Source organism: Marinomonas rhizomae (assembly GCF_003315485.1).
GTDB classification, from domain to species: Bacteria; Pseudomonadota; Gammaproteobacteria; order Pseudomonadales; family Marinomonadaceae; genus Marinomonas; species Marinomonas rhizomae.
Map to the genome: position 1 here is coordinate 1 of NZ_QNSE01000014.1, position 26,172 is coordinate 26,172.

Below are 26,172 nucleotides of genomic sequence, written 5' to 3' on the forward strand. Positions count from 1 at the left end.
AAATGTTCCATGGCGAAACCTTCGAGGACGAAGATGATCTGATCCAAGAACTTGAAGAGTATATTGATTACTACAATACGAAACGAATAAAAATGGGGTTAAATGGCCTGACTCCGGTAGAGTACCGAAATCAGGCATTGTTAGCCGGTTAATAAAGAGTCCAACTTTATGGGGTCACTTCACTCAGAGTCGTCTGATAGAGGCTTTTTTGTCACAACACTTTGCTAAGATAGTTTGAGCGTTTGCTTTATCATTTGCTTCCAATCTGGTTTAAGGTCAGATAAATCCGTGCTCTTAACGGAACCTTCAAGCCAGTTGTATGCCTCGTCAAGAGTAGGGAATATCCCGCCAGGAATACCAAACACCGCCGTCACATCCATATTTTTCATACGAGGATATTGATCGGGTGGGACAATGATCATCATGCTTTTCACAAGAGTCCGAAACTTTATGTCAGCCCCTTTTGACATCCATTCCAGTGTTGCTTTACCGACGCCAGAATCTTGTTCCAGTGAGGCTTTGTCGGTATAGAAGCGAATGACGTGGAAAGGCTCGTTTTTGTCAAACCATGAGTTCCACGCTTCTAAAGAGGCCATATGTTGTTCAAATGTCAGCTTTTCTTGTGCGATGGTTAGCGCCAAAGGCCAATGCGTATTGTCGTGTATTAATTTACCCATTATTTTTTCCATCGTCGCCGTTATAGTTGATACTGAATGCCCACTAAGAAGGTTCTTGGTTGAAGCAGGACCGCTGTATCAGCAGAGGAAGAGCCAGCGTCAGAGCGCTGAAAAATAACCGCGTCTTCATCGAATAGATTCTCAATGCTGGCAAATAATTCAGCGTTACCTAAGGTGTAAGAGGCTTTCGCGTTTGTCACAATGTACGCGTCTGTTTTCGATTCAGGCTGGTTGGCTAGGTAGGTAAAATAGCGGTCGGAGTAACGTACATTTAAGCTGGCTTGCCAGGCTTCTTTGTGCCAGTCCAAATTGAGGCTAGATGTGACGGTTGGCGACGTCACAAGGTCGTTGCCTTCTAAACTCGTATCATCGGAGAACGTCACGATTTCAGTTTTGAGTAGGGCGACGGAGCCAGACAATGTGAGTTGATCAGAAATGAGTACCGTTAAGCCTTGTTCGAGACCCCAAGTATTGACCTTGTCAGCATTGACAATCGAATAGGCGCCATCGTTACCCCAATCCCCCGTTGTACTGTAAGCTAACTGAAGGTCTTTATAGCGAGTATGGAACAGGTTTTGTGTGCTGCTAACACGCCCATTTAAGAAAGTTTGTCGGCCATAAACCTCATAAGTCCAAGACGTTTCTTCTTCGTATTCATAGTCATTTACCGCAAAGGTGGCGGAATTCAGCGTCCAGCCAGCCCCACCTGCGTTATAGCCTTTGGATATTTGCGCACCCCAGCTGAGCTGGTCAGATTGGTGCCAGTTGATGCCCACTTTAGGTAGTAATTCTGAATAACTTTCATCGTGGTTAAAGTCGTCTGCCGTTACGCCACCACTGTAATCACCACCATGACGGTTTCTCGATTCGTACTCATGGCGTAATCCTAGTGATAGGGCGAGATCTTCTGACAACGCAAGAGAACTTTCTGCGTAGGCACTCAAGGTGTCTGTGTCGTCTTGGTAGTGCAGATCACCAGCGCTAAAGAGCTCTGAGAATTGTTCTTCTCGGGCGCGATAATAATAGAGTCCTGCGACAGCATTCCATTTGCCATCATCGAAGTAAACCTGAGGCTCTAAGACATATTCACGGGTATCAATCGTCGTATTGGTGCTGTTCTCTACAGTCGTACGGGTAAAGTCTACGTCTGTGACAGAAGCGTTTAGTTTAAATTGGAAGTCGGCGGAAAGGTCTTGAGAATAATCCACGGAGACTGTGTTGGTCACAGGATTATGCTGTGGTTGTTTTACTGCGTTTGATACCTTCTTTTTGTAGGGCTCTGAGACCACTTCGTTTGCGGGTCCTGAGTAATCCGAATGAGACAGACCGATGAGTAATCTAGCGTTGTTTTCTGTGTCGGGTTCGACAAGAAGCTTACCTCTGAGATTAATGCTTTCGTATAGCCCAGGATCATCGACGCCATCATAAGGCTCATAGTGAACGGAAGACTCTTTTTTGCTCCAATCTGCGGCAAGACGAAAGGCCACAGAATCTTCTGTGATCGGTCTGTTAACAACCGCGGAGATCTGCTGGTGATTATGATTGCCTGTTGCGGCTCGTAATAGGGTTTCGTTTTCGAATACAGGGTCATTTGTTTTGATGTTTACTGTGCCTGCCATGGCATTTCGACCCACTAGCGTACTTTGTGGGCCACGTAAGACTTCGACCTTATTGACATCAAACAAATTGAGATCACTATAGGCCACTTCATTGAACGACATCGGTCTATTGTCCACTTCGTAACTCAACCTCGATCTGCCGCCAGCAAACAGCGCGATGGCGTTTTGAGCCGCCCCCGTACCGTCTATGCCTCGTACTGTCGGTACCGTTCCTGTGCCATCCATAACTGAAACGTTAGATGCTGTTTCTAGGATGTCTTTGAGTGTGGTTATGCCAGCTTGATTTTGAATGTCGTCTTCATCAAAAATTTCGGCGCTTTCCGCACTTTCTTGAACGGATTGATCCAGTAATCCTGCGGTGACAATAAGGGTATCCAGAGTAAGCGTTTTATCTGATACCGAATTTGTATTCTCTTCTGCCTGTGCCATTTCAGTCACCAACACCATTGGCAAAAACAGAGTGGAGAGTAATGTTTTGTTGAGCATTAGCTGAGCCCTCTAATATTAACGATAATAATTATCATTAATATTATTTCGATGGCAATCTTTAAACCACTCCAAAAGCGTCCAGAACACTCCAATAGCGGGACTAATATTTCAATTCCATTGACACTCAAATACTAATGCTTATCATTTTTGTTATTCTTGTTTTGTGGATTGAGTATGACGAAATATCGATTATTGTTTATAAGTTGTCTAATGACGTTAAATACGACCATCACGATGGCAGCGCCTCCTGAGCGGATTGCCGTGGCCGGCGGCTCTATTACAGAGATTATTTATCGTCTTGGAGAGCAGGATCGTATTGTAGGAGTGGATTCTACGAGCATCTACCCTGAAGACACCCAAAAATTTCCAGTATTAGGGTATGTCCGAAATATTGCGGTAGAAGGTGTATTGTCTTTAAACCCTGATTTGTTGTTAGGAGAGGAGGACACGGGTCCTATTAAAGCACTTGAGCAAATAGCGTCCGTCGGGGTAAAAACAGACATAATAGAAAAAGATAATACCCTCTTAGCCTTACAAGAAAAAATAATGCGGATTGCATCCTTACTGGACGTTAAAGAAAAAGGCGACTCTCTTTTAGAGGATCTTCAAATTGATCTTGATGCATTGTCTTATGCGAAACAACACCTTCCTGAATCGGTCAAACAATCACCGCCTAAAGTGTTATTTTTCCTCACATTAGAAAATGGTGCACCGATTGCTTCTGGAACTGGCACGCCAGCTCATACGGTTGTTGAAGAGGTTGGAGCCATCAACTTATTAGCCGATTATGATGGCTGGATAAAGCTGTCTCCTGAGTCTGCCTTGGCATTAGATCCCGATGTCATTATTGTCATGAATCGACGCCAAGATGTCTTCAAGCAAATAAACGAGCTTCCTCACTTCAAATATATGAAAGCGGTACGCAATAAAGAGGTGTACATCATAGATGGTATTTACCTCCTTGGCTTTGGTCCTCGTACACCGCAAGCGATTGTTGAACTAGGCACCATGATATACAAAGACTTCCCTTTGCCTACGGGCTATGAGTTCCGTGCTCCACGAGACGATTTACCTTCTATGGCAGAGCAATAAGCGATGCAAAAAATGATATCGCTTCACCAAAAACGAGGGAAGCGTCAACTTATGGCGATCCCATTTACGTTGGGATTAATGCTGTTTTCGACTTTTTGGGCTTTGGTCGTTGGCGCTGTGCCCTTATCGGAAAGTGACATTTTAACCTATGTTAGTCACGGCTTTGCAGAGGGTCACAGTTCATTAAGTACTCGGGTTTTGTTTGAGATTCGATTGCCGAGAACAATTTTGTCTCTCTGTGTAGGCGGTGCATTAGGGTTGTGCGGTGCCGCCATGCAGGCGCTGTTTCGAAACCCACTTGCCGACCCTAGTTTAATCGGAGTGGCTGGTGGCGGTGCTCTGGGGGCCGTTACTGTTATTGTGCTAGGTAACTCTTTATGGCCTCAGGCAATGGCGGTGATCGGTCAATATGCACTACCAATAGGCGCTATGCTGGGCTGCTTGGGGGTCTGTGCCATTATCTATAGATTAAGCAATCGCCAAGGTCAGTTTACCATCATTACTCTATTACTCTCTGGCATTGCGGTAAATGCGATTGTGGGCTCTCTCATTGGTATTTTGACACTCGTGAGTAGCGACAGTGAGTTAAGAGAACTGACGTTTTGGACCATGGGGAATTTGGGCGGTAATAGCTGGGCATTAACATTACCAGTGTTAGCGTTAATCTTAATAAGCCTGATAGGCCTTAGTCGGCTGGCGAAACCTCTTAATTTGTATTTACTAGGCGAAGCTCAAGCGCAACATCTTGGCGTATCGGTATCGCATTTAAAGAGACAGGTCTTTATTTATACTGCTATGGCGGTTGGTGCGGCTGTCTCTATTAGTGGAATGATTGGTTTTGTTGGTTTTGTCGTCCCTCATCTAGTCAGAATTCTTATTGGCCCTGATCATCGCTTTCTGTTTCCCGTCAGCATGTTATTTGGTGCCAGCTTTTTAACCATAACAGACGTCATTGCTCGTATTGTGATTGTTCCGGCTGAGCTGCCCATTGGCTTGGTGACGAGTGCATTGGGTGGGCCTTTCTTTTTGTTTGTTTTATACAAACAAACTGGTCGATATTAATATTGAGATGATAGGAAACACCGTATGAATATTGAAATACAAGCCTTGTCCATCTCTGTTGATAAAAAAACACTTTTAGACGACATCGATTTAACCATTAAACCCAATGAATTAAGTCTGCTAATTGGGCCGAATGGGGCAGGAAAATCCACTTTACTGAAAGCCTGTTCTGGTGATATGCCGCCCAGTAAGGGAGACGTTTTTATTAACCAAAAAAGCATTGCTTCTTTTTCTCCTCTTGAGTTGGCTAAAACACGAGCCGTGATGACTCAATCGTATCAAATGGGGTTTAATTTCACGGTCATAGAGGTCGTGTCTATGGGCTGTTTTAACTACGAAGAAGACATCTCCCAAGTTCAGAAACTCGATATTCTTCAGGATGTTATGCATTTTATGGAAATAGAGCACCTTGCAGAGCGCAGTTTTATGACTTTGTCAGGCGGGGAGCAGCAGCGTACTCAACTGGCGAGAGTGTTAGCTCAGCTGTGGTTGCCTTATGAGCAGGACGAAGCCCGTTATTTGTTTCTTGATGAGCCAACATCCAGTTTGGATGTGTTTCATCAGTATCATGTCCTGTCACTGGCAAAAGCGCTGACGAAACGTAATATTGGTGTATTGGCAGTGATCCATGATTTGTCTTTAGCCGCCAGTTTTGCGGATCAATTAGTACTATTAAATAACGGAAAAATGGTCACGAAAGGTCGGCCTGAAAACGTTTTACAGCGATCACACCTCGAAAAAGTGTATGGCATAAAAGCGGAATACTATCATCATTCTGTGGCAGTAAAGCCTTCCGTTTTACTCGATCAACAGCAATAAATTCATCAATGTGAGGCATTTGAGCATTCAAAATGTCCCGAAAAAGAGACACTTAATATGCGGATGTATTGATGTTATTAATTTTTGATAATCATTCTCATTTATGGTAGTTTGAATGAATAGATAGATTATAATCGCAACGCGTCATGTCTCAGGAACGAGATTGCTTTTAAGGTGTTTTGAATGATGAATTCGTTAAAGGGCCACACTTCTCAAAATGAGTTAAAAGGGTTTAATAGCCGCATGCAGGATTTAGGAATTGTCCCCACACTTTCTATTTCAGATAAAAAAGGCGAGTGCTTATTAGCACATGCCGATTTTATGGCATTTGAAGGCGATTTTTCAGCAAAACCCTCTCCTTTTCTAATGCTCAATCTGTGTACAGGCCATATAGGTCGTATGAAACGAGAAGGTGAAGGACCATCGCTGGAAGGTGTATTGCGCCCAGGTACCGTTGCTATGGCATTACCGGGCACCATTGCTTCAGGGTACTGGCCTCAAACCCAGATGTTAGGCATAGCGATTAAACTTGACGCTTTTACCCTAGATAATGGAGATGGTTTTTATGTTGAGAACCTTATTCCTGCAGCGTCTCAACTTCATAATGATCCATTACTCACGGCTGTTATGACCGCATTATGGCGAGATGCTGAAGTCCATGGTTTATCCGGGGCGTTTTTTGAGCAAGGCATTCATACACTCTTAAATAGATTGGTTGGCTATGAGCCGAAGCATTCGCAAAAGAACATCGTTTATCCGTTAAATGGTCGGCGTTTACAGCGGACTTTAGATCTTATGGAAAGTCGGCTTGGGGGGGATGTGAGTGTGGCTGAATTGGCGCACCTAACCGATCAAGACGTCCGCTCGTTTACTCGATCATTTCAGGCATCAACGGGTTTTTCTCCTTATGCTTATTTTACCTTTCGTCGTATGGAATACGCCAAACGACTATTAGTTGATAAATCTTTGATGGTTACGGATGTCGCATTACAAGTCGGTTACGCTAACCCGAGTAAATTTTCGGCGGCGTTTAAAAGCATTGTCGGAGTGACGCCTAACGTATGGCGCAAACAATAGATACAGTAACGGTTCTCCTAACCCCGATCACTCGAACCGCTTTGACCCTCTTTGAGCATCAGTTCGTTGTCCTTCATTGCCAATCTGAAGCGATTTGAGCACTTTCGTATTTGCCAAATTAATGGCATTGCGCAATATCGTCCAATCTTTTTATCTCTAAACTGGATATGCTATTCCTATTAGCGTTGTTAAGTGATGAGGAGGTTGTGGTGTCGGCAGAAAATCGTTTTCAGTTTGTGAAAAGCGCGGCCTTCGATGAAGTGATGTTACTTGAAGCGTCGATGAATGATTTTTCCTACGGAACCCATGCACATGAGGAATTTTCGTTTGGTGTTACCTTGTCGGGACGGCAAGACTTTTTTGCCTTAGGAGAGCATCACAAAAGTCATTCGGGCAATGTGATTGTGTTCAATCCAGAGGATGCTCACGACGGCCATTCCGGCACGGACGATACACTTCATTATAAAATGCTCTATGTTCATCCTGATCAATTAAGCCCTATGCTTAATAGTGCAGGAGTGCGTCACTCAAAACATTATCGTATTGAGCAAACCGTACAAAACAATCCTGCCTTAAGACATCATATTATTCGTCTCGCAAACTTAGTTGAAAGTAAGGCCGCCTCTGGTTTGGCGTATTCTTCGGCTTTATTTGAATTTGCAGAATGCCTTGCCCGTCAAAAAGGGTTACAAATTGAACCAAAACGAAGTACCAAAGACCCTGTTTTTGAACGCGTTAGAGACTATTTACATGAACATGTCAGTGACGACGTGTCGCTTGATGAATTGAGTCAAATCGCACACATGTCTAAGTATCATTTATTACGCTGTTTTCGTGATTATTTTGGCATGACACCTCATCAATATTGGCAAAATTATCGTATTAATCGTGCCAAAGAAGCTCTTTCAATGGGCATGCCATTGACCGATGTCGCGCTGACTTTTGGTTTCTCGGATGTCAGCTATTTTAATCGACGTTTTAAACCCATGTTTGGTCTGACGCCCCATCAATTTAGGCGCACCTTGTTGCGGACTTAGCGATGTAACGAGATTCAGTACTGACCCACTCTTCTGTTTCTAATCTTTATCAATTGTCTTTTGAGGTTTTTCTATGCTTGAAATAATCATTTACGCGTTTGGGGTAATGTACAGTCCAGGCCCAGCGAATACCTTGGCGCTTTTGGCGGGGGTCAACGGACAGGGATGGCGCGCACTTCGATACTGTGTTGGTGTTGGGCTTGCGATGTTGATCTTGTTTTTACTGCTTGGGTATCTTGGTGGTGAAATTATACCAGATGGTTATCAAGTGGTTATTGCGATACTGGGCGGGCTTTATATTGCTTATCTGGGCGTGAAAATTATGCAAGCCAGTTTCCATTCGCAGGCCATCGCGACAGACGCTTCAATGATTCACTTCAAAACGGGATTGATCTTACAGCTTTGTAACCCGAAGGCCTTGGTCGCGATCGTGCCTATTGTGACGGTACAGTATCCACGCTATGAGATTACAGGAATGGGGATTGCGGTATGGTCTTTGATTCTTTCAGCCATGGCCCTTGGTGCACCAAGTGTGTATCTGTTGGCGGGGTCTCGACTACAACACGTCGCGATGAATCCTAAGGTGATGGCGTGGGTGAATCGCTTGATGGCTCTTTTGTTGTTCTATGTCGCCTATCGATTTATTGTTAATCCGTAAAACACACAGAATATCTAAAAAATCCCCATACAGATCGCCTGTATTGTTTTCTGTGTGCCTTTTTAATGATCTGTCTGCGTCTGTTTGGCTGGTATTAAGGCGTTTATCATTGTTCACTCAGGCAGCTTATTTGACTAGGAGGTTGGTATGATCATCATTGCATTATTACAGAATTTTTCGGCGTGTTTTCAGCGTTACCGGTCTCGTAAGAAGTTGGCGTCTTTGCCTCATGAACTGCGTAAAGACATGGGCATCATGCAAGACAGTTTTGAAACCGAAGTGAGCAAAGGTAATCTATTTACCTTGGTTAAAGAATTAGTGGCTATCTGTGTATTGATGGCCACAAAAAAAGAACAGCTCTGATAAGGAATAGATGAGTCCTTGCTCTAAAAAAGAGCAAGGTCTTTTCGTTTAGTCCTCAAACGTGCCTTTGATTTGAGCTACTCCATTTCTGACATGGCAAACGCCTTTAGCAAAGGTGTGTTGTATGTCGAGATTTTTATCAAGAATTAAAAAGTCCGCGTCTTTCCCAGGCGAAATTTCCCCCTTGTCTTTTTCTAGCCCAAGACATTGAGCCGGTGCTTGGGTGAGAGGAATAACCGCTTCAGTGATCGACATGTTTTCTGTCTGAATCATTTCCTTTAGCTGATAAAGTAAAGAGCCAAACCCAGCTACTTTTAAGCCGATAAGTTCGCGTTTTTCATTGAATAGTGGAATGGATCCATTGCCGTCGGAGCTAATACACACTTTACTGGTATCAATGCCATTGGCTTTGCATTTAGCTAAAAAGCTAGACGCTTTTACACTGCCTTTTGCTCCTTTGTCAGGATTTATTCCTGCGGTTAAGTCGATATATCCCCCTTTTTTTAACCACATCATACTCTGCTCTGCGAGTAGTTCTGTTCTATTTGCATGAGTTGGTATGAATTGAGAAACGGGAATATCTGATTGTTTTATGACATCACATAGAGGATTAAAGCCTGTTGGAGAGTTGCCAAGGTGAACTACAACTCGCCCACACTTTCCTGAAATAAGGCCCGCGACTCTGGCTTCTGAAGCCATACGTGAAAGCTCTTCAGTGCTTGGTTGCGATGATCGGTGGTCCGAAAGAGCGGTTTTTAAACCAATAACTCGGTCGATAAAGACAATATCTCTCTGGATTGATTGGGTGATGGTTTCAGTTGGAACCTTGTAGCCACCAGTAAACATATAGGCTGTGATACCTTCTGTTGTCAGAGCTTTGGCTTTAGCGTATAAGCTGTCATTGTGACGTGTTGCGCAATCCGTACCAAGTAATCCTACCACTGTAGTTATGCCAGATAACGTCAAATGGCTCAGTAATACTTCAGGTGTACGAGTGTGGTAACCACCTTCGCCGCCGCCGCCAATTAAATGTACATGACCATCTACAAACCCTGGAATAAGAGTTTGTCCTTGTATATCAATAATGTTGATGTCATCGATACCAGTGATATCCATCTTGTTTTCTATCTTTAAAATTTTGCCCGCAGCGATCAAAATATCTCTGATACCAAGCGCTTCTGGAGCATACACATTTGCATTTTTGACGAGAGTGAACATATATAAAACCATAATGGATACATTTTTATGATATTTTTATATTAAGTGAGTACATTAATCAAGTTCCTATCATCTTTATTTATATTGCTGCTGGTCGCAGACAGGGTGGCTCTATGCTAAAATCTTGTTTGTATTTTATGCGGTTTTATTCAGAAAACTCATTAATCTCAATTAGATAGGCTTTCATGAGCGAAAATAACAAACAAAAAGCAGTATTGTCCGTTACGGAAGACATACGAGCTAAGATCTTGGATGGAACGTACCCCGAAGGAATGGCGCTTTCTCAGGTCGATATTGCCAGTACCTATCAGGTTAGTCGTACGCCTGTGCGTGAAGCTTTGCAGATATTAGCAGGGGAAGAGCTGGTTGAAATTCGTGATACTGGAAGAGCAACGGTTACAACCATTTCTCCCGAAAGCTTTCTTGAAAAATGTGAGCTTAGAGCGTTAATTGAAATGAAATTGCTAGAGTTAGCCATTCCTTTAATGGGCGCAGAAGATATTAAAAAAGCTCGTGAAATCAATGAGAGCCTGAAGAAATGTGCTCCTGAAGAATGGATGCCATTGAACTATCTCTTTCATGAGATCCTATATAACCCTGCCAATCGTCCTTTGATGCAGAATGTCATCAAAGACTTACATCATCGCCATTATGCGCGTTTAAAATCTTTTATTTTGAGTCATCGCAACACGCCTCGTTCATTACGCGAACATGATGAGTTGATTGATCGTTGTGAACGCCAAGACATAGAAGGTGCTTGTTATGCATTGGAAAGCCATATCATGATGAGTGCTTATGCACTTGCTGAACAGTTGAAATCACAACAATTAAAACGTCGCCAAACCTCCTCGTTGTAAAGCCTCTGCATGAACTCACCCTAATTTTCACGTCACCTTCTTAGGGGTTGCCTCTAAGAGGTTGCTCATTGTTGATGCGTTTTTTCTTTTTTTAGGTGATGTGTATTCAAAGAAATACAATCTACCCAATTTTGTGTATCCATTTATTCATTATTGACTATTAATATGTATCCAAAGTATTCTTTGTTTGTCACATTGGAACTCAATATAGGATTACAACAATGAAAAAACTAATTGCGACTGCGATCATTGGTGCTGGGGTATTATCCGCTAGCGCTTCTGTTTACGCAGCGGACAAGCTGGAAGAAGTAAAAGCACGTGGTGTTATGAAATGCGGCATTCATCCTGGTAAAGCGGGCTTTTCAACGCCTGATACAAAAGGTAATTGGACAGGGTTGGATGTTGAGCTTTGTAAGGCTGTGGCTGCTGCTGTATTTGGCGATGCCTCTAAAATCGAGTTCATTACAATGAACTCTCGAAATCGCTTAACCGCCCTTGTTACAGATGAAATTGATATGTTGGCGCGTTCAACAACGTTTACGGCAACACGTGATGGTTTGAACGGTGTCGATGTAACAACGCCTTGGTTCTATGACGGCCAAGCTTTGATGGTTAAAAAAGAATTGGGTGTGAACTCTATTGAGGAATTAGACGGCGCGACTATTTGTACTTACCCAGGTACGACGAGCGAGAAAAACATTAATGACTACTTTGAGTCACGAGGCTTAAGTTACAAAGCGCTCATCGTAGAAGGTAGCGCAGAATCTACGGCTGCCTATCTGGCGAATCGTTGTGATGCAGTGACCAATGATGCTTCCGCACTAGCGGCTGATCGCCAAGGTATGCCAGATCCATCAGCAAACGTCATTTTACCTGAGCGTATTTCTAAAGAACCACTTGGTGCTTATGTTAAACAGGGTAATGATGATTGGCGCCAAGTAGTTACTTGGACGGCAATGGCATTGATTGAAGCTGAGGGGCTTGGTGTTACTCAAGATAATGTTGATGAAAAGCTAAAAAGCACAAAGCCTGATGTGATACGTTTACTTGGTACTGAGGGTAATTTAGGTAAAAACTTCGGCCTAGATAATCAGTGGGCTTACAATGCGATCAAAGCGGTGGGTAACTACGGTGAAATTTTTGAGCGTAATCTTGGTGAAGGTTCTTCTCTTAATTTTGAACGTGGTTTGAACGCTCTTTATACTAACGGCGGTCTACTATACGCGTATCCGTTCCGTTAAGTGGTGTTAGTCAGCTTACTTTTATTGTTCGGTAAGCTGACTTTTCATAACAATTCGAAAATATCACCATTCATTAATGGCAGTTGTTTATGCAATCCTTTTTTTATAATCGAAAAGTTCGAGATGCACTGATTCAACTTATTTTTCTCGCATGCGTATGTTATGGGGCAATGTACCTTGTTATGAATGCGGCGACTAATATGAGTAATGCAGGCTTAACGAGCGGCTTTGACTTTCTTTTTCAGCGTGCAGGCTATGATATTAGCTATAGCCTTGTGCATTATGACCCTAAAACATCGACGCATTTAATGGCGTGGGTCGCTGGAATGGTTAATACTCTGGCGTTTGCCGTTGTTGCTATTTTATTTACCACCGTGTTGTCGCTGTTGCTTGCGGTCATGCGCTTATCTCATAATTTTTTGCTGTCTTCTGTATCACTTTGTGTTGTCGAGTATATGAGAAATGTGCCTATTTTGGTGCATATTACGGTTTGGTATGTCTTCTCTCTAACCTTGCCTAGTGTACGTCAGGCCTTTAATTTAGGCGATGTGTCCTATCTATCTAATCGTGGTTTATCTCTTCCTAGTGTGGTGTGGAATTATAGTCTTTGGCCGTCCATCGTATTGATTGTTCTCTGGCTGGGCCTGTGTTTTTTAATGCAAAAAAAAGTACCGAGTAAAGGGCGTCGTCGACTTTTGATGTTATTTACTACGGTGATTTTAATCCTATCCGCAAGTCTGATGTTTTCGCCCGTTGTGAGTATTAGCGTTCCTCAATTAGTCGGCTTTAACTTCAAATACGGTTGGACACTTCCTCCTGAATTCATCATGTTGATTGTGGCGGTTAGTACTTATTCTGCGAGTCACGGCTCAGAAGTTATTCGAGGCAGTATTTTGGCGGTTTCAAAAGGCCAAATGGAAGCGGGTCTAGCGCTGGGTGTGAAACGCAATATTGTGATGAACAGAGTGATCATTCCTCAGGCATTGCATTCAATTATTCCTCCGATGACATCTATCTATATTAATGTTCTAAAAGCCGCTGCATTAGGTTCTGTTGTTGGCTTTATGGATATTATGGGGACTATGGGTGGAAGTAGTTTAAACATCACCGGCCAAGCTATCGAGTGTATTTTGATTGTGATGGTAAGTTACGGGTTTTTGAATTTGATTCTGGCTGCCGTCATGGGGCGCTTCAATAATGCCATGCAGCTGAAAGGACGTTAATATGAATGACCTGAATTTTACAGGTAAGCCTATAGAAGCGAGAGAGCCAGCAGCCAGTCAGCTAAGCATTAATCGCGTTGTTGAGTGGGTTAAGCGTAATCTTTTTAATTCTTGGTTCGATAGCATAATCACCTTACTGATTATTTTGCTGCTTGGTACCGTATTACCTAAAGCATTAGATTGGTTATTTTTCTCTGCCACATTCTCTGGTGCCGGACGAGCGGATTGCTCACCAGACGCGGCATGTTGGATTCCAATTAGACAATATATTGACTATTACATTTATGGGCCGTTTCCTGAGTCTGAACAGTGGCGAGTAAATTCAGCGTTCGCCGTTGGTTTATTCGCTTTTCCGTTACTGTTCACACAGCGTATTCCTCAAAAAATAGTTATCGGGTACATTCTGTTTTTACCTGTATTGCTTTGGGTCTTGCTGAAAGGTGGCTTTATTTTTGAAGACATTTCAACCAGTGCTCTTGGTGGTCTGACACTGACTTTTTTTCTAGGCATTATTGCTATGTGCTTATCGTTGCCAGTATCGATTTTATTGGCGTTGGGGCGGCAAACTAAATTGCCTATTTTACGTTGGATATGCGTCGGATACATTGAGCTAGTGCGTTGTATTCCGGTGATTACTTTTTTGTTCATGGCGTCTTTAGTATTGCAACTTTTCTTACCGGGTGGTGTGTCTATCGACGTACTGTTCCGAGTCTTATTCGTGCTGATTTTTGTTTCGGCTGTGTATAAAGCTGAGATCATTCGTGGTGCAATTCAAGCTGTACCAAAAGGGCAAATTGAAGCCTCTTATGCGATGGGTTGTGGCTACTGGAAAACCATGGCGTATGTGGTGATGCCACAAGCGCTGCGTAATTCAGTTCCCGCACTGATTTCAAACTTTATTGGCCTATTCAAAGAAACTACCTTGGTGATGATTCTTGGTTTATTGGAAGTGATGGGCGCCGTTAAAGCGACGTTCAATAATGCTGAATGGCTCGGTCTTCATGCAGAAGGTCCTATTGTGGTTTCTGCTTTTTTCTTTGTTGCCTGTTTCTCTATCGCCCAATATGGCGCGTATTTAGAGCGACGCATCAGACGCACAAAACATTAATGGGAAAGCATCATGTCTAAACAAACAGTAGTACAACTGGATCGAGTAAATAAATGGTATGGTAAATACCATGCGCTACGTGATATCGATTTAGCCGTAGCCAAAGGTGAAACTATCGTTATCTGTGGGCCATCTGGCTCAGGTAAATCGACTTTGATTCGCTGTCTTAATAACTTAGAACAACATGATGAGGGAGGCATTAAAATTTGTGATATCACCATCAGTGAGAACGTCAAAGACATCGAAAAAATTCGTCGTCATACTGGTATGGTATTCCAGCATTTTAACCTTTTCCCTCATATGACGGTGTTAGATAACTGTACTTTTGGTCTACGGCATGTGTTGGGTATGCCTGTGAGTCAAGCAAATGAGGTTGCTCGCGATTTACTTAATAAAGTAAAAATTGGTGATCAAGAACAAAAATATCCAGGTCAACTGTCTGGTGGTCAGCAGCAACGAGTTGCCATCGCCAGAGCATTAACCATGTCTCCTGATATTATGTTGTTTGATGAACCAACGTCAGCGCTTGATCCTGAGATGATTTCTGAAGTATTGGAAATCATGCGCTCACTATCGAAAGACGGCATGACGATGATTTGTGTGACTCACGAAATGGGGTTTGCCAAAGAATTTGCGGATCGTATTGTCTTTATGGAAGCGGGCAGCGTGATTGAGATATCGCCGCCAGAAGAATTTTTCGTGAAGCCAAAAACAGAACGTGCCAAAGTTTTCTTGGATCAAATTTTAGCGCACTGATAGTTTTTGTTATGGCATTTTAAAGTTTCTTATCCAACTCGATAAGAAGTAGACCATCTCCTCCCAGGGAAAGGTCTTTTTTGAGGCAATGCGGCTGAGTCTGTGTTGCCTTTTTTTTGTCGTCAAGATTAGTTTGTAAGTATCTGCGGAAGGAATGGTAACCTCATGCCAGAATGGGTGCTGATTGATTTTATTCCTGCAGTATTAAGCCTGATATCTTTTTTAGTATTTGTACCTCAATGTTATTTAAAGAACCGCAGTTGATCATAGATTTTTAAATACACTATCACTATAAAAATGGGTAGCTTAATAGAGTCCTATATTATTATTCCTCCTCTCTTTCTATTCCTTTGCATGTTTTATTATTAATGTGGCCGCTCCTGTCGGTATATCTTTCTATTTGAGTAATTACTTATTGAAAACGTGGTTGAGAATGACTATTATTTGAGTGGTATTTTTATTTATTGGAGAAGATTGTGGAAAATTCAGTTCAGCAGAAAATTATCGACTTTTTACAGGTCGGTGGACCAGTTGTTTGGATACTGATGGTTTTTTCTGTCGTTGCTCTGACAATTGTTTTGTTAAAGCTATGGCAGTTTTCCTCTCTTCGAGCAGAGAGTCTTAGAACAAGTAATTTAGCCTTAGATCAATGGCGCAGTGAAGATAATGGCGATAAGGCGCTTGAAAAATTAGATGAAAAGCGTCCTATTGATGCTTTAGTAGGTTACACAATGCGCGCTTTATTAGCGACAAATACCCAGGCCGATTTAATTCGTGAAGAAGTTGAACGTCGAGCGATGAACCAGCTAAATCAGCTACGTTCTTACCTTCGTCCTTTAGAAATCATTGCGACTTTGAGTCCTTTGCTAGGTTTGCTAGGTACGGTATTGGGCATGATTACCGCTTTCCAACAAATGGAAGGTGCGGGAAATCAAGTTGATCCATCAGTGTTGTCTGGCGGTATTTGGCAGGCATTGCTAACAACAGCGGTGGGCTTGGCCGTTGCGATTCCTGTCGTGACATTGCACAGTTGGCTAGAACGTAAAGTAGAACGTATTGCTCACAATATAAATGATGCAGTTACTCAAGTATTTACCAGTAAGCAGGCAAAAAAATTAGCTAAAAAGGCCGATGAAGAGTTGTTACATGCCGCTTAATCTGTCCCAACCTAAACGTAAGAATGCAATTAGCTTAACGCCATTGATTGATGTGGTGTTTATCCTTCTGTTGTTCTTTATGCTGACTTCAAGTTTTGTGCCTTGGCGCATTGTAGATACACCTTTATCAGTGGCATCTGATGTGCAAGCAACACCTCAAGAAAAAGACAACCTCATTCTGACCTTGAAGCAAAATGATGATCAGGTTTGGGTTGACGGTCAAGCCTTTAGTTTCTCGGATCAATCACGCTTTCAAACCCTCGTAACTGATAATAATGAGGGTGTATTTATCATCCAAGCCGAAGATGGCGTCACTCTACAGAGCTTGATGCATCTTGCTGATCGCTTAAAATTAAACGGTGCAAAAACCGTATCTATTGCGAATGCTTTTGCTATGCCGGAGACGAAATGAAAATAGGCGAAAAATACGCCGCGAGAAATACCAATAGCGATGACAACATGGTACCGCTGATTAATGTAGTGTTTCTTATGTTGGTGTTTTTTATGGTTGCTGGACAAATTCAGAAAGCGGATCCAATTGCTGTTATTCCTCCTCAATCTATCAATGATAACCGTGCTTCGACCGATCCAAGTATTGAAATTGTTTTAGGTGCGGATGATAGCCTTTATGTTGATGATAAATTGTTTGCGGTAGAAGATGTTCAATCTTATCTGGAGCAACAATTTTCCTCTGCATCGAATCAAGACGGTTTTTGGGTACAAATCAAAGCTGATGGCGCCATTTCATTGGAAAAGCTACGTCCAGTGTTTAATCAGGTGCGTTTAGCGGGCCTCACGAAGGTTAGCTTGGCTACACAGCTAGAGCGAGGAAGCGAATGATACCTAAGCATCATTGGATTATTGCTGGCAGCCTGGCTATTTCTGTTCATGCTGGTGCTTTCTATGCAGTATTTTACGCTCCCACTGTAGGCAGTCAGTCTGCGGGCTCTCAAGGTATTGAGTTCGATCTTGGTATGGTTGGCGACCTTGGTGCTGCAGCACAAACTACAGCGGCTCAAGAAGAAGTAAAAGAAGTTGAAGAGGTGCAAGAAGAGGTTGAGCCAGAAGTTGAGCCTGAGCCTATTATTGAACCAGAACCAGAACCAGAACCAGAACCAGAACCAGAACCAGAACCAGAACCAGAACCAGAACCAGAGCCTGAACCTGTGGTTGAGCCTGAACCTGTGGTTGAAGTGAAGCAAGTTTCGCCAATTGAAGTGAAAAAACCAGAGCCTAAACCAGAACCTAAGCCTAAGCCTAAGCCAGAACCTAAACCTGAGCCAGAACCTAAACCTGAGCCGAAAAAAGAAGAGCCAGTGGTAAAAACGGTTCCTAAGAAAGTGGCACCGAAATCAATGGCCAATCAAAAGGCAACGACAGGAAGTTCGAACTCAGCAACGAGTGGTGGTAATCCAGGGGCTAAGGCAAACTATTTTACACAGTTAAAATCAGTCTTGGCGCAGAATAAACGTTATCCAAGAGCATCCCGCCGCCGTAATGAAGAGGGTGTTGTTTCTTTGTCTTTTGTTGCTCATGCGGATGGCTCTGTGTCAGATGTGAAAATCACCGGGAGTTCTGGTCATAAGCGTTTGGATAAGGCGGTATTGGACATGATAAAGCGCTCGGTACCTTTGCCTAGATTTACCCCAGGGATGGCAGAGAAAGAGCTACGTATCAATTTACCCGTATCTTTCAAACTAAGTGATTTAAGATAATCTATTGTTATTTAAAGAGATTGTTACGATAAATAAACACCGCGTTGTATGATTTAAACGCGGTGTTTTTAGTTTTATTCTTCGGAAAAGCTTATTGAGCAATAAGTATTTTCGGTGTTGGATTCTCTGGTAGCAATAACCAAACCTTGCCAAAATGTTTTAGCTGGCCAGCATGAAAATGCGCTTCTTCTCCTATCCCCTGATACCAATCGATATGTCCTGGCCCTTTAATCGCTCCGCCTTTGTCTTGTGCTAGCAACAGACGAAATTCATGACCGATTAAATTACCATAGGTGTCGAGTTTGGGTAATTGCGCTAACAGAATCGAGCCAAGAGGGATGACTTTAGGGTCGACTGCAGCAGAATACAAAGGGGTTAATGGTACGTTTGCAGCACCAACTGGACTTTTGGGCCCTTCGCTGAAAAACAAATAACTTGGATTCATAGATAAAATTTCGCGGTTACGATCTGGGTGATCGCTTAACCATTGGCGAATGCTTTGGGCCGAAATATTGGCTCGATCAATCTCGCCTCTCTCAATGAGCTCTTTTCCTAAGCTTCGATAAGCATGACCGTTGCCCCCCCCCCAAGATAAAAGCTTTTGCTCGCCATCTTCATATTCGACGACACCCGAGCCTTGCACGTGCAAGAAAAAATTGTCGACCAAACTAGACGTGTAAGCAATTTCTAACCCTTGTCCCGCGAGTGCATTTTCAAAATCTATCTCTTCACGAGATGGGTAAGTTCCATCTAGATTACGGTGTTCTGGCTTGCGGTAAAGCGGGTAGCGATAGACTTCATCCGGCAGGTGTCGAACGGGCAAAGCAGGCACATAGTATCCTGTGATTTGCACGTTACCCCTTTGGTCTTGTCCTGATAATTGATGAGCAATGAGTTGCGGCTGCTGCGCGGGGTTGTGCAGCCATTTTCCAATTTCTTGCGCAACAACTTTTAGATCTGCCACGTTGGTCTGTGTGTTCTCAAGCACGAAATCTTTATCACCAATCCGGTTTAGGTACTTGATCTGTTGCTGCAAGCCACTTTCGAAACTCGCGTCAGGCATGGGCAAACCAGGTGGAAGGCTTTCTTTTAAATATAAGGTTTCACGTTTTAATGCTGCCGTGTCTCGGCCATTGTTATTGAAGTCATTCGAGCTATCGATTTCATTAACACTGCAACTGCTGAGCAGGGTAAAAGAAACAAGGCAAAGTGGGCGAATTAGGTCGTGTAGATGTGTTTTTGTTTGTAATAAAAACGGTCGTAAAAAAGTAGAAAAAATCATAAGCCCTATTTCTATAAAATGAATCGGTTGCCAGTTTTACTTGACCACTACCGGTCGTAGTTTTGACCGCAAATAAAGAGCGAGGTTCATCTTGAGTTTTTATAGAAATGAAAGCAACGATAGAAGAAGAGTTTTACACTTTGCCAACATCATGGAGATTAAAACATGAGATATTCATAGGCTTGCCTGAGTCCAATGAAGATTTCTTGATCGCCGCCTCTATCTGGGTGATGCTTCTGGGCAAGCTTTTTATATTGCTGTTTGATCGTCGCTTTGGTCGGATGACTGTTATCAATATGCAGGGTTTTTAAGGCAGAATCTCGATTGCCTGATAAACTGATGCCCTTGTAAAAACTATTAAGTAGGCGAGAAACTTCATCGGCATCCGTTTTTTCGTATTCTTCCCAGTCTAGGTAGTAAGCCGCTAATTTTGCATCAACGCTATTGTTTAAGCTGGTGCTGTCTGACAAGGTTATTTGCGCAGCGCTAAGAATATGAATCCGAGTAGCGCTGATGTTAAGCATCAAGCTCTCTTCTTGCCAAAGGCTGCTTTGCAATTGGTATAAGGCGTTCATAATAAGAAAGTGCTGACGAAACAGTTGTAAATTAGGGTCGTCCGCGAGCTGACTAAATTCTGTTAGCTGGATCTTTAGCTCTTTTAGTATGTCAAACTCACTCATACCATTTGGGTGGTTTTTTAGGATCGCGAGAATCGGACCAACTAAAGGATTTTTCATATCTAGCTCGTATACTTTAGGTATTTACTACAGTGTATGTGATGAACCTAAAAAGGGTCAAAGTTGAGCCGGAATTTTTTTAACTTGGGTAATAGAAAGACAACGTTATGTTATGGATTTTGGGTATTGTTATCGCTCTTTTATTGTTTGTTGGGCCGAGCGCGTGGGTAAAATATACCTTAAAGCGCTACGCCACGGATCGTGAAGATTTACCTGGAACAGGCGGTGAGCTGGCGACACATTTGGTAAAACGCTTTGAACTAAATGAGGTAAAAGTAGAAGCAGCACAAGAAGGTCATGATCATTTTGACTTTGGGCAACATGCAGTTCGTCTGAGCCCAAGCATACTTAATGGCCGATCTTTAACCGCTGTTGCTGTGGCGGCGCACGAAGTAGGGCATGCGATTGCTCATGAAAAAAAGCAAAAAATTTCCCATTTAAGCTCCCGCTATTTGCCTTTTGCTCATGGAGCGAGAAAAATTACAGCAGCTTTACTGCTTGGTTGGCCCGCATTGAGCTTGCTATTGCATATTCCTTACGCCGTGCCTTTGCACGCATTGGTGGTTGGGCTATCAGGTTTATTAGCGGTTATCGTGCAGTTAGCGATACTGCCGGAAGAATGGGATGCCAGCTTTAACAAGGCTCTGCCTATTTTGAGAGAAGGCAACTACATTCCACAGGAAGATCTACCCAAAGTGAAAAAAATTCTTACCGCCTGCGCCATGACCTACGTCGCTGCCGCACTCATCAAAGTACTCTTCGTTTGGCGCTGGTTTAAGCGGTAACCCTTTTTTTTCCTCCGCCTCGTAGGTTGAATGAGGGAGGCACGACCGTGATCCGACGTCTCTAATCCCTTTACACACACAAAATCGATAAACAACTGTCACAAAAAAGGCATGAAGTTCGCATAAAATCGTCTTACTATGAAAGCTGACTGTTTGGTTAGTATTTTTGATACGCAAGATGATTGTATAAATGGAGTATTTTCATGACGTTTTTTGTTCCTAAGGGGGCGACGCTTTTTGCCTCTTCTTTGCTGTTTTCTGCAATGGCGCAGGCTTCTACCATTGACCTGCGAGTCATGGAAACCACGGATATTCATATGAATTTGGTGGATTACGATTATTACGGCGATAAGAAAAGCGATGCGGTGGGCTTGTCTCGTGTGGCGACTTTGATTAAAGCGGCACGTGGGGAAGTGACGAATTCTGTATTGGTGGATAACGGTGACTTATTACAGGGCACGCCGTTGGGCGATTATGTTGCTAAAGGTCGAGTACTGCGCTTTGGTGAGACGCATCCGGCGTTTAAAGCGATGAATTTGTTGGATTACGATGTGGGTAATATCGGTAACCATGAGTTTAACTACGGTTTAGACTTTTTAATGAAGAGTTTAAGTGGTGCTAATTTCCCTTACGTTAACTCGAATGTGTATGTAGACGATGGCGACAACGATGCGTCTAACGATCAGCCTTATTTCCAGCCTTATATTATCAAAGACAAAACCTTCGTCGATTCTGACGGCAAAGAACAAACGGTCAAAGTAGGTTACATTGGCTTTGTGCCACCACAAATTATGACGTGGGATAAAGACAATTTAACCCATAAAGTCATCGCCAAAGACATTATCGAAACCGCCAACAAATACATTCCTGAAATGAAAGCCAAGGGCGCGGATGTGATTATCGCGATTCCCCACAGTGGCATGATGAATTCGCCTTATATGAAAGGCGAAGAAAATGCGTCTTATCATCTGGCGAAAGTCGATGGCATTGATGCTATTTTGTTTGGTCACTCTCATCGCATTTTCCCTGGCGATAAAGCCTTAGACGCTTTCGATGGTGTGGATGGCGAAAAAGGCACGGTATTTGGTAAGCCTGCAACCATGCCCGGCTTTTGGGGTTCTCACCTTGGGGTAATTGATTTAAAACTTGAGCCTGCTGGTAATGGTTGGAAAGTCGCCGATGGAAAAGCTGAAGTGCGTGCCATTGCGCGTCGTGAAGGCCGAACTACAGTGGCTTTGGTGGAGGCCGATGCGAGTATTAATGACGCCGTGAAAACTGAGCACGAAGGTACTTTGGCTTATATGCGTCGCAAAGTGGGTGAATCCACGGCTGACATCAATAGTTTTTTTGCGCTCGTGCAAGACGACCCATCCATTCAGATCGTGAACAATGCGCAAATTTGGTATGTGGAAAATATCGTTCGTGGTACGTCTTATGAAGGCTTGCCAATCTTGTCTGCCGCAGCGCCGTTCAAGGCCGGTGGTCGCGGTGGCCCAGAGTATTACACAGATGTGCCAAAAGGTGACATTGCGCTGAAAAACGTCAGTGACTTGTATATATATCCAAATGATTTAAAAGTGGTTAAGTTGACCGGCGCGCAAGTGGTTGAGTGGTTAGAAGCCGCGGCTGGACAGTTTAATCAAATTGATGCGACTTCCACCAAGTCTCAAGAATTGGTGAATGCGTCTTTCCCAACCTATAACTTTGATGTGATTGACGGTATTTCTTATAAGATCGATGTCACCCAGCCTGCTCGTTACAATGGCGATGGGGAGGTGGTAAACAAAGGCGCGCATCGTATTTCCAAGGCGATGTTTAACGGCGAGCCAGTAAGAATGAAAGACGAGTTTTTGGTGGCCACCAATAATTATCGTGCTGGTGGCGGTGGTCATTTCCCGAATTTGAATGGTGAGACTATCGTGATTGATGCACCAGATAAGAACCGTGATGTAGTGGCAAATTATCTGCTTAGCCAGAAGAGCATTAATCCTACCGCAGACGGCAATTGGTCGTTTACGGATTTTGGTAAGGCAAAAGTCTTGTTCACAACGACTCCAAAAGCAAAAGAAGCCGCGGCTAAAAACATGACGTATCAGTCTTTAGATGACAATGGGTTTGCTGTTTTCGAATTGAAATAACCCCCGTTTTCTATGTAAAACCATTGCATTGGCGAAGGGTGAGCGTTTTTCTTTACAATGCAGTGGTTCTTTTTTTGTCGTATTCTTTTTCTTTCTACTTTTGATTTGGCATCTTTATTTTTGAACCTTTGCAAAAGGGTTTATTATCACGCATTCATTTGATCAAAAAGATGTGTTTCATATAGAGAATAAGGAAGCTGTGTGCGTATCCCTATAGTGACTAAGTTGTTCATTTCACTCTTTGTGACTAGCGTTTTGTTGGTGACTGGAATGGCATTTTTGGTAAGTCACAGTTTTAAGACTGGATTTCAAAACTATCTTAATCAACAAGAAGAAAAGCAGGTAGTTGAATTAGCATCTGATATTGCCGAATATTATTCCAATGAGTATGGATGGCGTATATTACGAGATCGGCCTGAGATATGGGAAGAAATGTTTGCTGATCCTAATCGTCCTTTGCCACCTCACCAGCAAGCTCCTATACCTGAATTCGGTCGTTTTGAACCGCCCCCTCAAGGTCATCAAAGGCCTATACCTGAATTCGGTCGTTTTGAACCGTCACCTCAAGGCCCACAAAGGCCTGGCCAAGGCCCGTTTCCTCCACCCCAAGGGGATTCTGGAATGCCGGAAGAGTTAAGTCCACTTAGTCACCGAATATATTTGGCAGATGAGCAGCGTAACTGGATTGTGGGCGCTGCGCCACAGTTGCAAAAAAAAGCGACGTCAGAATTGTTAAACGTTCCGATCAAAGTGAATTCAAAAACGGTAGGTTGGTTAGTATTAGAACAAAAAAGTTTATTGTCTGGCCCCTTAGTTGCGCAATTCTATGAGCAGCAACAAAGTAACCTGTTTTGGATTATTGGCTTGGCAGGCTTGGCGTCTTTAATCGTTGCATTATTTTTAGTGCGTTATTTTTTGGCGCCTTTAAAGAGGTTAAAACAAGGGGCGAATGCCTTGTCAGAGGGAGATTATGACTTTTCCTTTGGGAGCCTGAGTAATGATGAGTTTGGCGAGTTGTCAGATAGTTTCCAATCCCTTAGTCGCAGTTTGAAAAAGCAAAAAGAGAGCAGAGAGCAGTGGCTAGTTGATATTTCTCATGAATTACGCACGCCGATTGCTGTACTTCGAAGTGAGTTAGAAGCTATCCAAGATGGTATTCGTAAACCTGAAGAACAACGAATTAACTCGATGCATCATCAAGTTATGGGGCTTAGACGGCTTGTTGATGATTTGTATTTACTGTCAAAAACTGACTCTGGTGTTTACCAGATGGACGTGCAACAGCTTGATATTTCTGTGTTAACACAGCGTGTCATACATCAATTTGAGTCTCGTGTTATTGAAAAAGGATTGGGTATAGAGCTGATTAAGCCGGATCACGCGGTTTTTATAAAAGGCGACGAAAAAACGTTAGAGCAGCTTTATGTAAACTTGTTAGAAAACAGTCTGCGCTATACGGATGCACCGGGACAGATTCTTATTTCAATTATTGAACTGGAAAATAATCTTATTTTGCGGGTAGAGGATTCTTCACCAAGTGTGAGTGAAAAGCATCTACCTAATTTATTTAGGCGTTTATACCGTGTAGATAAGTCTCGCAGCCGTCAATATGGCGGCTCAGGTTTAGGCTTGTCTATTTGTCGTAATATCGTCATCATGCATGGCGGCAATATTTTAGCGAGACCTTCTGCCTTAGGCGGATTAATGATCGAAATTAGATTGATAAGAGAGTAAAAAGTGAGTGATTTAAAAAAGTCTATCTTAGTGGTTGAAGATGAACCGACATTATCCGCAATTCTCTGTGAATACTTTGAGCATTATGGTTTTCATGCTCAAAGTTTAGATGATGGCGCTCTTGTGGTGGACTTTGTTAAAGAAAATATGCCAGATCTCATTATTTTAGATCTTATGTTACCAAACCGAGGTGGACTGGATATTTATCGCGATATTCGTACGTTTAGCCATGTTCCTATTATGATGGCGACCGCAAAAATAGAAGAAATTGATCGTTTGATTGGCCTTGAGTTGGGGGCAGACGATTATATTTGTAAGCCTTACAGCACGCGAGAGGTTGTTGTGAGAGCGAAAAATATACTTCGTCGTAATGACGTTTCTACATTGGTTGAGCAAAAAGACTTAGTCATTAATGATCTCGCGATGACTGTAACTTACCATCAACAAGTTCTGACATTAACTCCAGCTGAGTTTAAAATTCTAGCTTTTCTCTTTAAAAATAGCGGAAAAATTTACAGTCGAGATCAGTTGATGAATCATATATATAATGATCAAAGAGTGGTTGCTGATCGTGCAATAGATAGCCATATCAAAAACCTACGCAAAAAAATGGCTGATGTTGATCCATCGACAGACTGTATTCGTTCAGTGTACGGTGTCGGCTATAAGTTTGACGTGTAACAAGCGTTATCTCCATATTAAATACAAATTTTCAAAATATACTTCCTTCATCCCATTATTAATGTTGTCTGTTAAAAATACGGAAGGAAGTATGTTATGTCCCTACTATTATCCCTGTTACGAGCGCCTGTAATGACTGCTACTACGTTGGCTTTATTTTCTATAAGTAGTATGGCGAGTGAACAGCCTCCAAGAGAGCCACCTTCTTTTCAAGAACTGGATAAAAATGGTGATCGACTTTTAACAAAAGAGGAGCTGAGAGGTCCATTGCTTGATGATTTTGGTCGATTGGATCTAGATAAAAGCGGGGCATTAACAGAAGACGAACTTCCCGCACCGCCAAGCCATCCACAAAAGCGTTCGTAATCCGTGATTTGAAAGCGATAGCGTATTATCAGGTTAGGGAGATAAAGATGAGACTTCGTTCAATTCTCGTGCTTGCTTGCTGTTTAAGCTTGGCTGGTTGTGCTGGCGGACCTAGAGGACATAGTGGTCCGCCTTTTGGTTTTTTAGCGTTGAATTTTAATGCGGGTGTGGCAACCAGCTCTGTTTTGGCGAGCCTGTCTGATCGTTATGTTGTGGTAGGTGATCGTACTGATTATTCTAATAATGTGTTTTAGTGCTAAAGGTATTTAGTATCGATTTGA

General features: G+C 42.8%; 28 protein-coding genes. 23 read left to right on the forward strand and 5 right to left on the reverse strand.

The window, feature by feature from the left end; all coding sequences use genetic code 11:
• Positions 1-152: IS3 family transposase (locus DFP80_RS17005; RefSeq protein ID WP_147243845.1), on the forward strand; the 152-nt coding region annotated here is incomplete at its 5' end.
• Positions 153-224: 72 nt separating this feature from the next.
• On the opposite strand, the gene DFP80_RS17010 is transcribed toward DFP80_RS17005, so the two are convergent.
• Together DFP80_RS17010 and DFP80_RS17015 are read right to left on the reverse strand one after the other, a co-directional pair.
• Entirely contained in the window at positions 225-677 is a 453-nt protein-coding gene (locus DFP80_RS17010; protein ID WP_113918014.1) for a hypothetical protein, read from the reverse strand.
• A 20-nt stretch (positions 678-697) separates the two neighbouring features.
• Positions 698-2,782 (reverse strand): TonB-dependent receptor, encoded by a 2,085-nt coding sequence (locus tag DFP80_RS17015; protein ID WP_113918015.1) that lies wholly within the window; start codon positions 2,780-2,782, stop codon positions 698-700.
• A 177-nt stretch (positions 2,783-2,959) separates the two neighbouring features.
• Here DFP80_RS17015 and DFP80_RS17020 point away from each other — a divergent pair, with 177 nt between their 5' ends.
• The 7 genes from DFP80_RS17020 (at position 2,960) to DFP80_RS17050 (ending at position 8,893) form a co-directional block, all read left to right on the forward strand.
• Positions 2,960-3,877 (forward strand): heme/hemin ABC transporter substrate-binding protein, encoded by a 918-nt coding sequence (locus DFP80_RS17020; protein ID WP_113918016.1) that lies wholly within the window; start codon positions 2,960-2,962, stop codon positions 3,875-3,877.
• Positions 3,878-3,928: 51 nt separating this feature from the next.
• Positions 3,929-4,939, forward strand: coding sequence for a FecCD family ABC transporter permease (locus DFP80_RS17025; RefSeq protein ID WP_206610614.1), 1,011 nt, complete (start codon positions 3,929-3,931; stop codon positions 4,937-4,939).
• Positions 4,940-4,963: 24 nt separating this feature from the next.
• The gene (locus DFP80_RS17030) at positions 4,964-5,758 is read left to right on the forward strand and encodes a heme ABC transporter ATP-binding protein (protein ID WP_113918017.1); all 795 of its coding nucleotides are present in this window, start codon (positions 4,964-4,966) and stop codon (positions 5,756-5,758) included.
• A 183-nt stretch (positions 5,759-5,941) separates the two neighbouring features.
• A complete protein-coding gene (locus DFP80_RS17035; protein ID WP_113918018.1) occupies positions 5,942-6,835 on the forward strand; it encodes a helix-turn-helix domain-containing protein in 894 nt (297 codons plus the stop codon).
• 209 nt (positions 6,836-7,044) lie between these two features.
• Positions 7,045-7,872, forward strand: a complete 828-nt coding sequence (locus DFP80_RS17040; protein ID WP_113918019.1) for an AraC family transcriptional regulator — start codon at positions 7,045-7,047, stop codon at positions 7,870-7,872.
• Between the two features lie 73 nt (positions 7,873-7,945).
• Positions 7,946-8,530 carry a LysE family translocator gene (locus tag DFP80_RS17045; RefSeq protein WP_113918020.1) on the forward strand — a complete coding sequence of 195 codons (585 nt, stop codon included), beginning with the start codon at positions 7,946-7,948 and terminating at the stop codon, positions 8,528-8,530.
• A gap of 147 nt (positions 8,531-8,677) precedes the next feature.
• Positions 8,678-8,893, forward strand: coding sequence for a hypothetical protein (locus DFP80_RS17050; protein ID WP_113918021.1), 216 nt, complete (start codon positions 8,678-8,680; stop codon positions 8,891-8,893).
• Positions 8,894-8,941: 48 nt separating this feature from the next.
• On the opposite strand, the gene iadA is transcribed toward DFP80_RS17050, so the two are convergent.
• Complete coding sequence (gene iadA, locus DFP80_RS17055) at positions 8,942-10,111, reverse strand: beta-aspartyl-peptidase (RefSeq protein WP_241560299.1); 1,170 nt, start codon at positions 10,109-10,111, stop codon at positions 8,942-8,944.
• A gap of 185 nt (positions 10,112-10,296) precedes the next feature.
• On the opposite strand from iadA, the gene DFP80_RS17060 reads away from it, so the two are divergent.
• The 9 genes from DFP80_RS17060 (at position 10,297) to DFP80_RS17100 (ending at position 18,168) form a co-directional block, all read left to right on the forward strand.
• Positions 10,297-10,968 carry a GntR family transcriptional regulator gene (locus tag DFP80_RS17060; protein ID WP_113918023.1) on the forward strand — a complete coding sequence of 224 codons (672 nt, stop codon included), beginning with the start codon at positions 10,297-10,299 and terminating at the stop codon, positions 10,966-10,968.
• Positions 10,969-11,189: 221 nt separating this feature from the next.
• Complete coding sequence (locus DFP80_RS17065) at positions 11,190-12,209, forward strand: amino acid ABC transporter substrate-binding protein (protein ID WP_113918024.1); 1,020 nt, start codon at positions 11,190-11,192, stop codon at positions 12,207-12,209.
• A 200-nt stretch (positions 12,210-12,409) separates the two neighbouring features.
• On the forward strand, positions 12,410-13,432 hold the full coding sequence (locus DFP80_RS17070; protein ID WP_241560300.1) for an ABC transporter permease subunit: 1,023 nt from the start codon (positions 12,410-12,412) through the stop codon (positions 13,430-13,432).
• Position 13,433: 1 nt separating this feature from the next.
• A complete protein-coding gene (locus tag DFP80_RS17075; protein WP_113918026.1) occupies positions 13,434-14,540 on the forward strand; it encodes an amino acid ABC transporter permease in 1,107 nt (368 codons plus the stop codon).
• Positions 14,541-14,552: 12 nt separating this feature from the next.
• Positions 14,553-15,296, forward strand: coding sequence for an amino acid ABC transporter ATP-binding protein (locus DFP80_RS17080; protein WP_113918027.1), 744 nt, complete (start codon positions 14,553-14,555; stop codon positions 15,294-15,296).
• A gap of 476 nt (positions 15,297-15,772) precedes the next feature.
• Positions 15,773-16,453 (forward strand): MotA/TolQ/ExbB proton channel family protein, encoded by a 681-nt coding sequence (locus DFP80_RS17085; protein WP_113918028.1) that lies wholly within the window; start codon positions 15,773-15,775, stop codon positions 16,451-16,453.
• Positions 16,443-16,865, forward strand: a complete 423-nt coding sequence (locus DFP80_RS17090) for an ExbD/TolR family protein (RefSeq protein WP_113918029.1) — start codon at positions 16,443-16,445, stop codon at positions 16,863-16,865. The genes DFP80_RS17085 and DFP80_RS17090 overlap by 11 nt, the downstream gene beginning before the upstream one ends.
• Positions 16,862-17,293, forward strand: a complete 432-nt coding sequence (locus DFP80_RS17095) for an ExbD/TolR family protein (RefSeq protein ID WP_113918030.1) — start codon at positions 16,862-16,864, stop codon at positions 17,291-17,293. Before DFP80_RS17090 ends, DFP80_RS17095 begins: the two co-directional genes overlap by 4 nt.
• Complete coding sequence (locus DFP80_RS17100) at positions 17,290-18,168, forward strand: energy transducer TonB (RefSeq protein ID WP_113918031.1); 879 nt, start codon at positions 17,290-17,292, stop codon at positions 18,166-18,168. Before DFP80_RS17095 ends, DFP80_RS17100 begins: the two co-directional genes overlap by 4 nt.
• A gap of 91 nt (positions 18,169-18,259) precedes the next feature.
• On the opposite strand, the gene mltA is transcribed toward DFP80_RS17100, so the two are convergent.
• Together mltA and DFP80_RS17110 are read right to left on the reverse strand one after the other, a co-directional pair.
• Positions 18,260-19,450, reverse strand: coding sequence for a murein transglycosylase A (gene mltA, locus DFP80_RS17105; RefSeq protein WP_113918032.1), 1,191 nt, complete (start codon positions 19,448-19,450; stop codon positions 18,260-18,262).
• Between the two features lie 158 nt (positions 19,451-19,608).
• Positions 19,609-20,187 carry a DNA-J related domain-containing protein gene (locus DFP80_RS17110; protein ID WP_113918033.1) on the reverse strand — a complete coding sequence of 193 codons (579 nt, stop codon included), beginning with the start codon at positions 20,185-20,187 and terminating at the stop codon, positions 19,609-19,611.
• A 107-nt stretch (positions 20,188-20,294) separates the two neighbouring features.
• Here DFP80_RS17110 and DFP80_RS17115 point away from each other — a divergent pair, with 107 nt between their 5' ends.
• From DFP80_RS17115 to DFP80_RS17140, 6 genes are all read left to right on the forward strand, one after another.
• A complete protein-coding gene (locus tag DFP80_RS17115; protein ID WP_113918034.1) occupies positions 20,295-20,972 on the forward strand; it encodes a zinc metallopeptidase in 678 nt (225 codons plus the stop codon).
• 203 nt (positions 20,973-21,175) lie between these two features.
• A complete protein-coding gene (locus DFP80_RS17120; protein WP_113918035.1) occupies positions 21,176-23,110 on the forward strand; it encodes a bifunctional 2',3'-cyclic-nucleotide 2'-phosphodiesterase/3'-nucleotidase in 1,935 nt (644 codons plus the stop codon).
• A 201-nt stretch (positions 23,111-23,311) separates the two neighbouring features.
• Entirely contained in the window at positions 23,312-24,844 is a 1,533-nt protein-coding gene (locus tag DFP80_RS17125) for an ATP-binding protein (protein WP_113918036.1), read from the forward strand.
• Positions 24,845-24,847: 3 nt separating this feature from the next.
• Complete coding sequence (locus DFP80_RS17130; RefSeq protein WP_113918037.1) at positions 24,848-25,525, forward strand: response regulator; 678 nt, start codon at positions 24,848-24,850, stop codon at positions 25,523-25,525.
• 96 nt (positions 25,526-25,621) lie between these two features.
• Positions 25,622-25,891: an EF-hand domain-containing protein gene (locus tag DFP80_RS17135; RefSeq protein ID WP_113918038.1), complete on the forward strand. Its 270-nt coding sequence runs from the start codon at positions 25,622-25,624 to the stop codon at positions 25,889-25,891.
• 47 nt (positions 25,892-25,938) lie between these two features.
• Positions 25,939-26,145: a hypothetical protein gene (locus DFP80_RS17140; protein ID WP_113918039.1), complete on the forward strand. Its 207-nt coding sequence runs from the start codon at positions 25,939-25,941 to the stop codon at positions 26,143-26,145.
• The last annotated feature ends 27 nt before the right edge of the window (positions 26,146-26,172 follow it).

What these genes read in the sequence shown, in the direction of transcription:
- DFP80_RS17060 (WP_113918023.1), top strand. Translation starts at nt 10,297, where the DNA reads ATGAGCGAAAATAACAAACAAAAAGCAGTATTGTCCGTTACGGAAGAC.
- DFP80_RS17100 (WP_113918031.1), top strand. Translation starts at nt 17,290, where the DNA reads ATGATACCTAAGCATCATTGGATTATTGCTGGCAGCCTGGCTATTTCT.
- DFP80_RS17025 (WP_206610614.1), top strand. Translation starts at nt 3,929, where the DNA reads ATGGCGATCCCATTTACGTTGGGATTAATGCTGTTTTCGACTTTTTGG.
- DFP80_RS17080 (WP_113918027.1), top strand. Translation starts at nt 14,553, where the DNA reads ATGTCTAAACAAACAGTAGTACAACTGGATCGAGTAAATAAATGGTAT.
- DFP80_RS17110 (WP_113918033.1), bottom strand. Translation starts at nt 20,187, where the DNA reads ATGAAAAATCCTTTAGTTGGTCCGATTCTCGCGATCCTAAAAAACCAC.
- DFP80_RS17135 (WP_113918038.1), top strand. Translation starts at nt 25,622, where the DNA reads ATGTCCCTACTATTATCCCTGTTACGAGCGCCTGTAATGACTGCTACT.
- iadA (WP_241560299.1), bottom strand. Translation starts at nt 10,111, where the DNA reads ATGTTCACTCTCGTCAAAAATGCAAATGTGTATGCTCCAGAAGCGCTT.
- DFP80_RS17075 (WP_113918026.1), top strand. Translation starts at nt 13,434, where the DNA reads ATGAATGACCTGAATTTTACAGGTAAGCCTATAGAAGCGAGAGAGCCA.
- DFP80_RS17140 (WP_113918039.1), top strand. Translation starts at nt 25,939, where the DNA reads ATGAGACTTCGTTCAATTCTCGTGCTTGCTTGCTGTTTAAGCTTGGCT.
- DFP80_RS17015 (WP_113918015.1), bottom strand. Translation starts at nt 2,782, where the DNA reads ATGCTCAACAAAACATTACTCTCCACTCTGTTTTTGCCAATGGTGTTG.
- DFP80_RS17010 (WP_113918014.1), bottom strand. Translation starts at nt 677, where the DNA reads ATGGGTAAATTAATACACGACAATACGCATTGGCCTTTGGCGCTAACC.
- DFP80_RS17095 (WP_113918030.1), top strand. Translation starts at nt 16,862, where the DNA reads ATGAAAATAGGCGAAAAATACGCCGCGAGAAATACCAATAGCGATGAC.
- DFP80_RS17035 (WP_113918018.1), top strand. Translation starts at nt 5,942, where the DNA reads ATGATGAATTCGTTAAAGGGCCACACTTCTCAAAATGAGTTAAAAGGG.
- DFP80_RS17020 (WP_113918016.1), top strand. Translation starts at nt 2,960, where the DNA reads ATGACGAAATATCGATTATTGTTTATAAGTTGTCTAATGACGTTAAAT.
- DFP80_RS17120 (WP_113918035.1), top strand. Translation starts at nt 21,176, where the DNA reads ATGACGTTTTTTGTTCCTAAGGGGGCGACGCTTTTTGCCTCTTCTTTG.
- mltA (WP_113918032.1), bottom strand. Translation starts at nt 19,450, where the DNA reads ATGATTTTTTCTACTTTTTTACGACCGTTTTTATTACAAACAAAAACA.
- DFP80_RS17070 (WP_241560300.1), top strand. Translation starts at nt 12,410, where the DNA reads ATGAGTAATGCAGGCTTAACGAGCGGCTTTGACTTTCTTTTTCAGCGT.
- DFP80_RS17115 (WP_113918034.1), top strand. Translation starts at nt 20,295, where the DNA reads ATGTTATGGATTTTGGGTATTGTTATCGCTCTTTTATTGTTTGTTGGG.
- DFP80_RS17030 (WP_113918017.1), top strand. Translation starts at nt 4,964, where the DNA reads ATGAATATTGAAATACAAGCCTTGTCCATCTCTGTTGATAAAAAAACA.
- DFP80_RS17050 (WP_113918021.1), top strand. Translation starts at nt 8,678, where the DNA reads ATGATCATCATTGCATTATTACAGAATTTTTCGGCGTGTTTTCAGCGT.
- DFP80_RS17065 (WP_113918024.1), top strand. Translation starts at nt 11,190, where the DNA reads ATGAAAAAACTAATTGCGACTGCGATCATTGGTGCTGGGGTATTATCC.
- DFP80_RS17045 (WP_113918020.1), top strand. Translation starts at nt 7,946, where the DNA reads ATGCTTGAAATAATCATTTACGCGTTTGGGGTAATGTACAGTCCAGGC.
- DFP80_RS17090 (WP_113918029.1), top strand. Translation starts at nt 16,443, where the DNA reads ATGCCGCTTAATCTGTCCCAACCTAAACGTAAGAATGCAATTAGCTTA.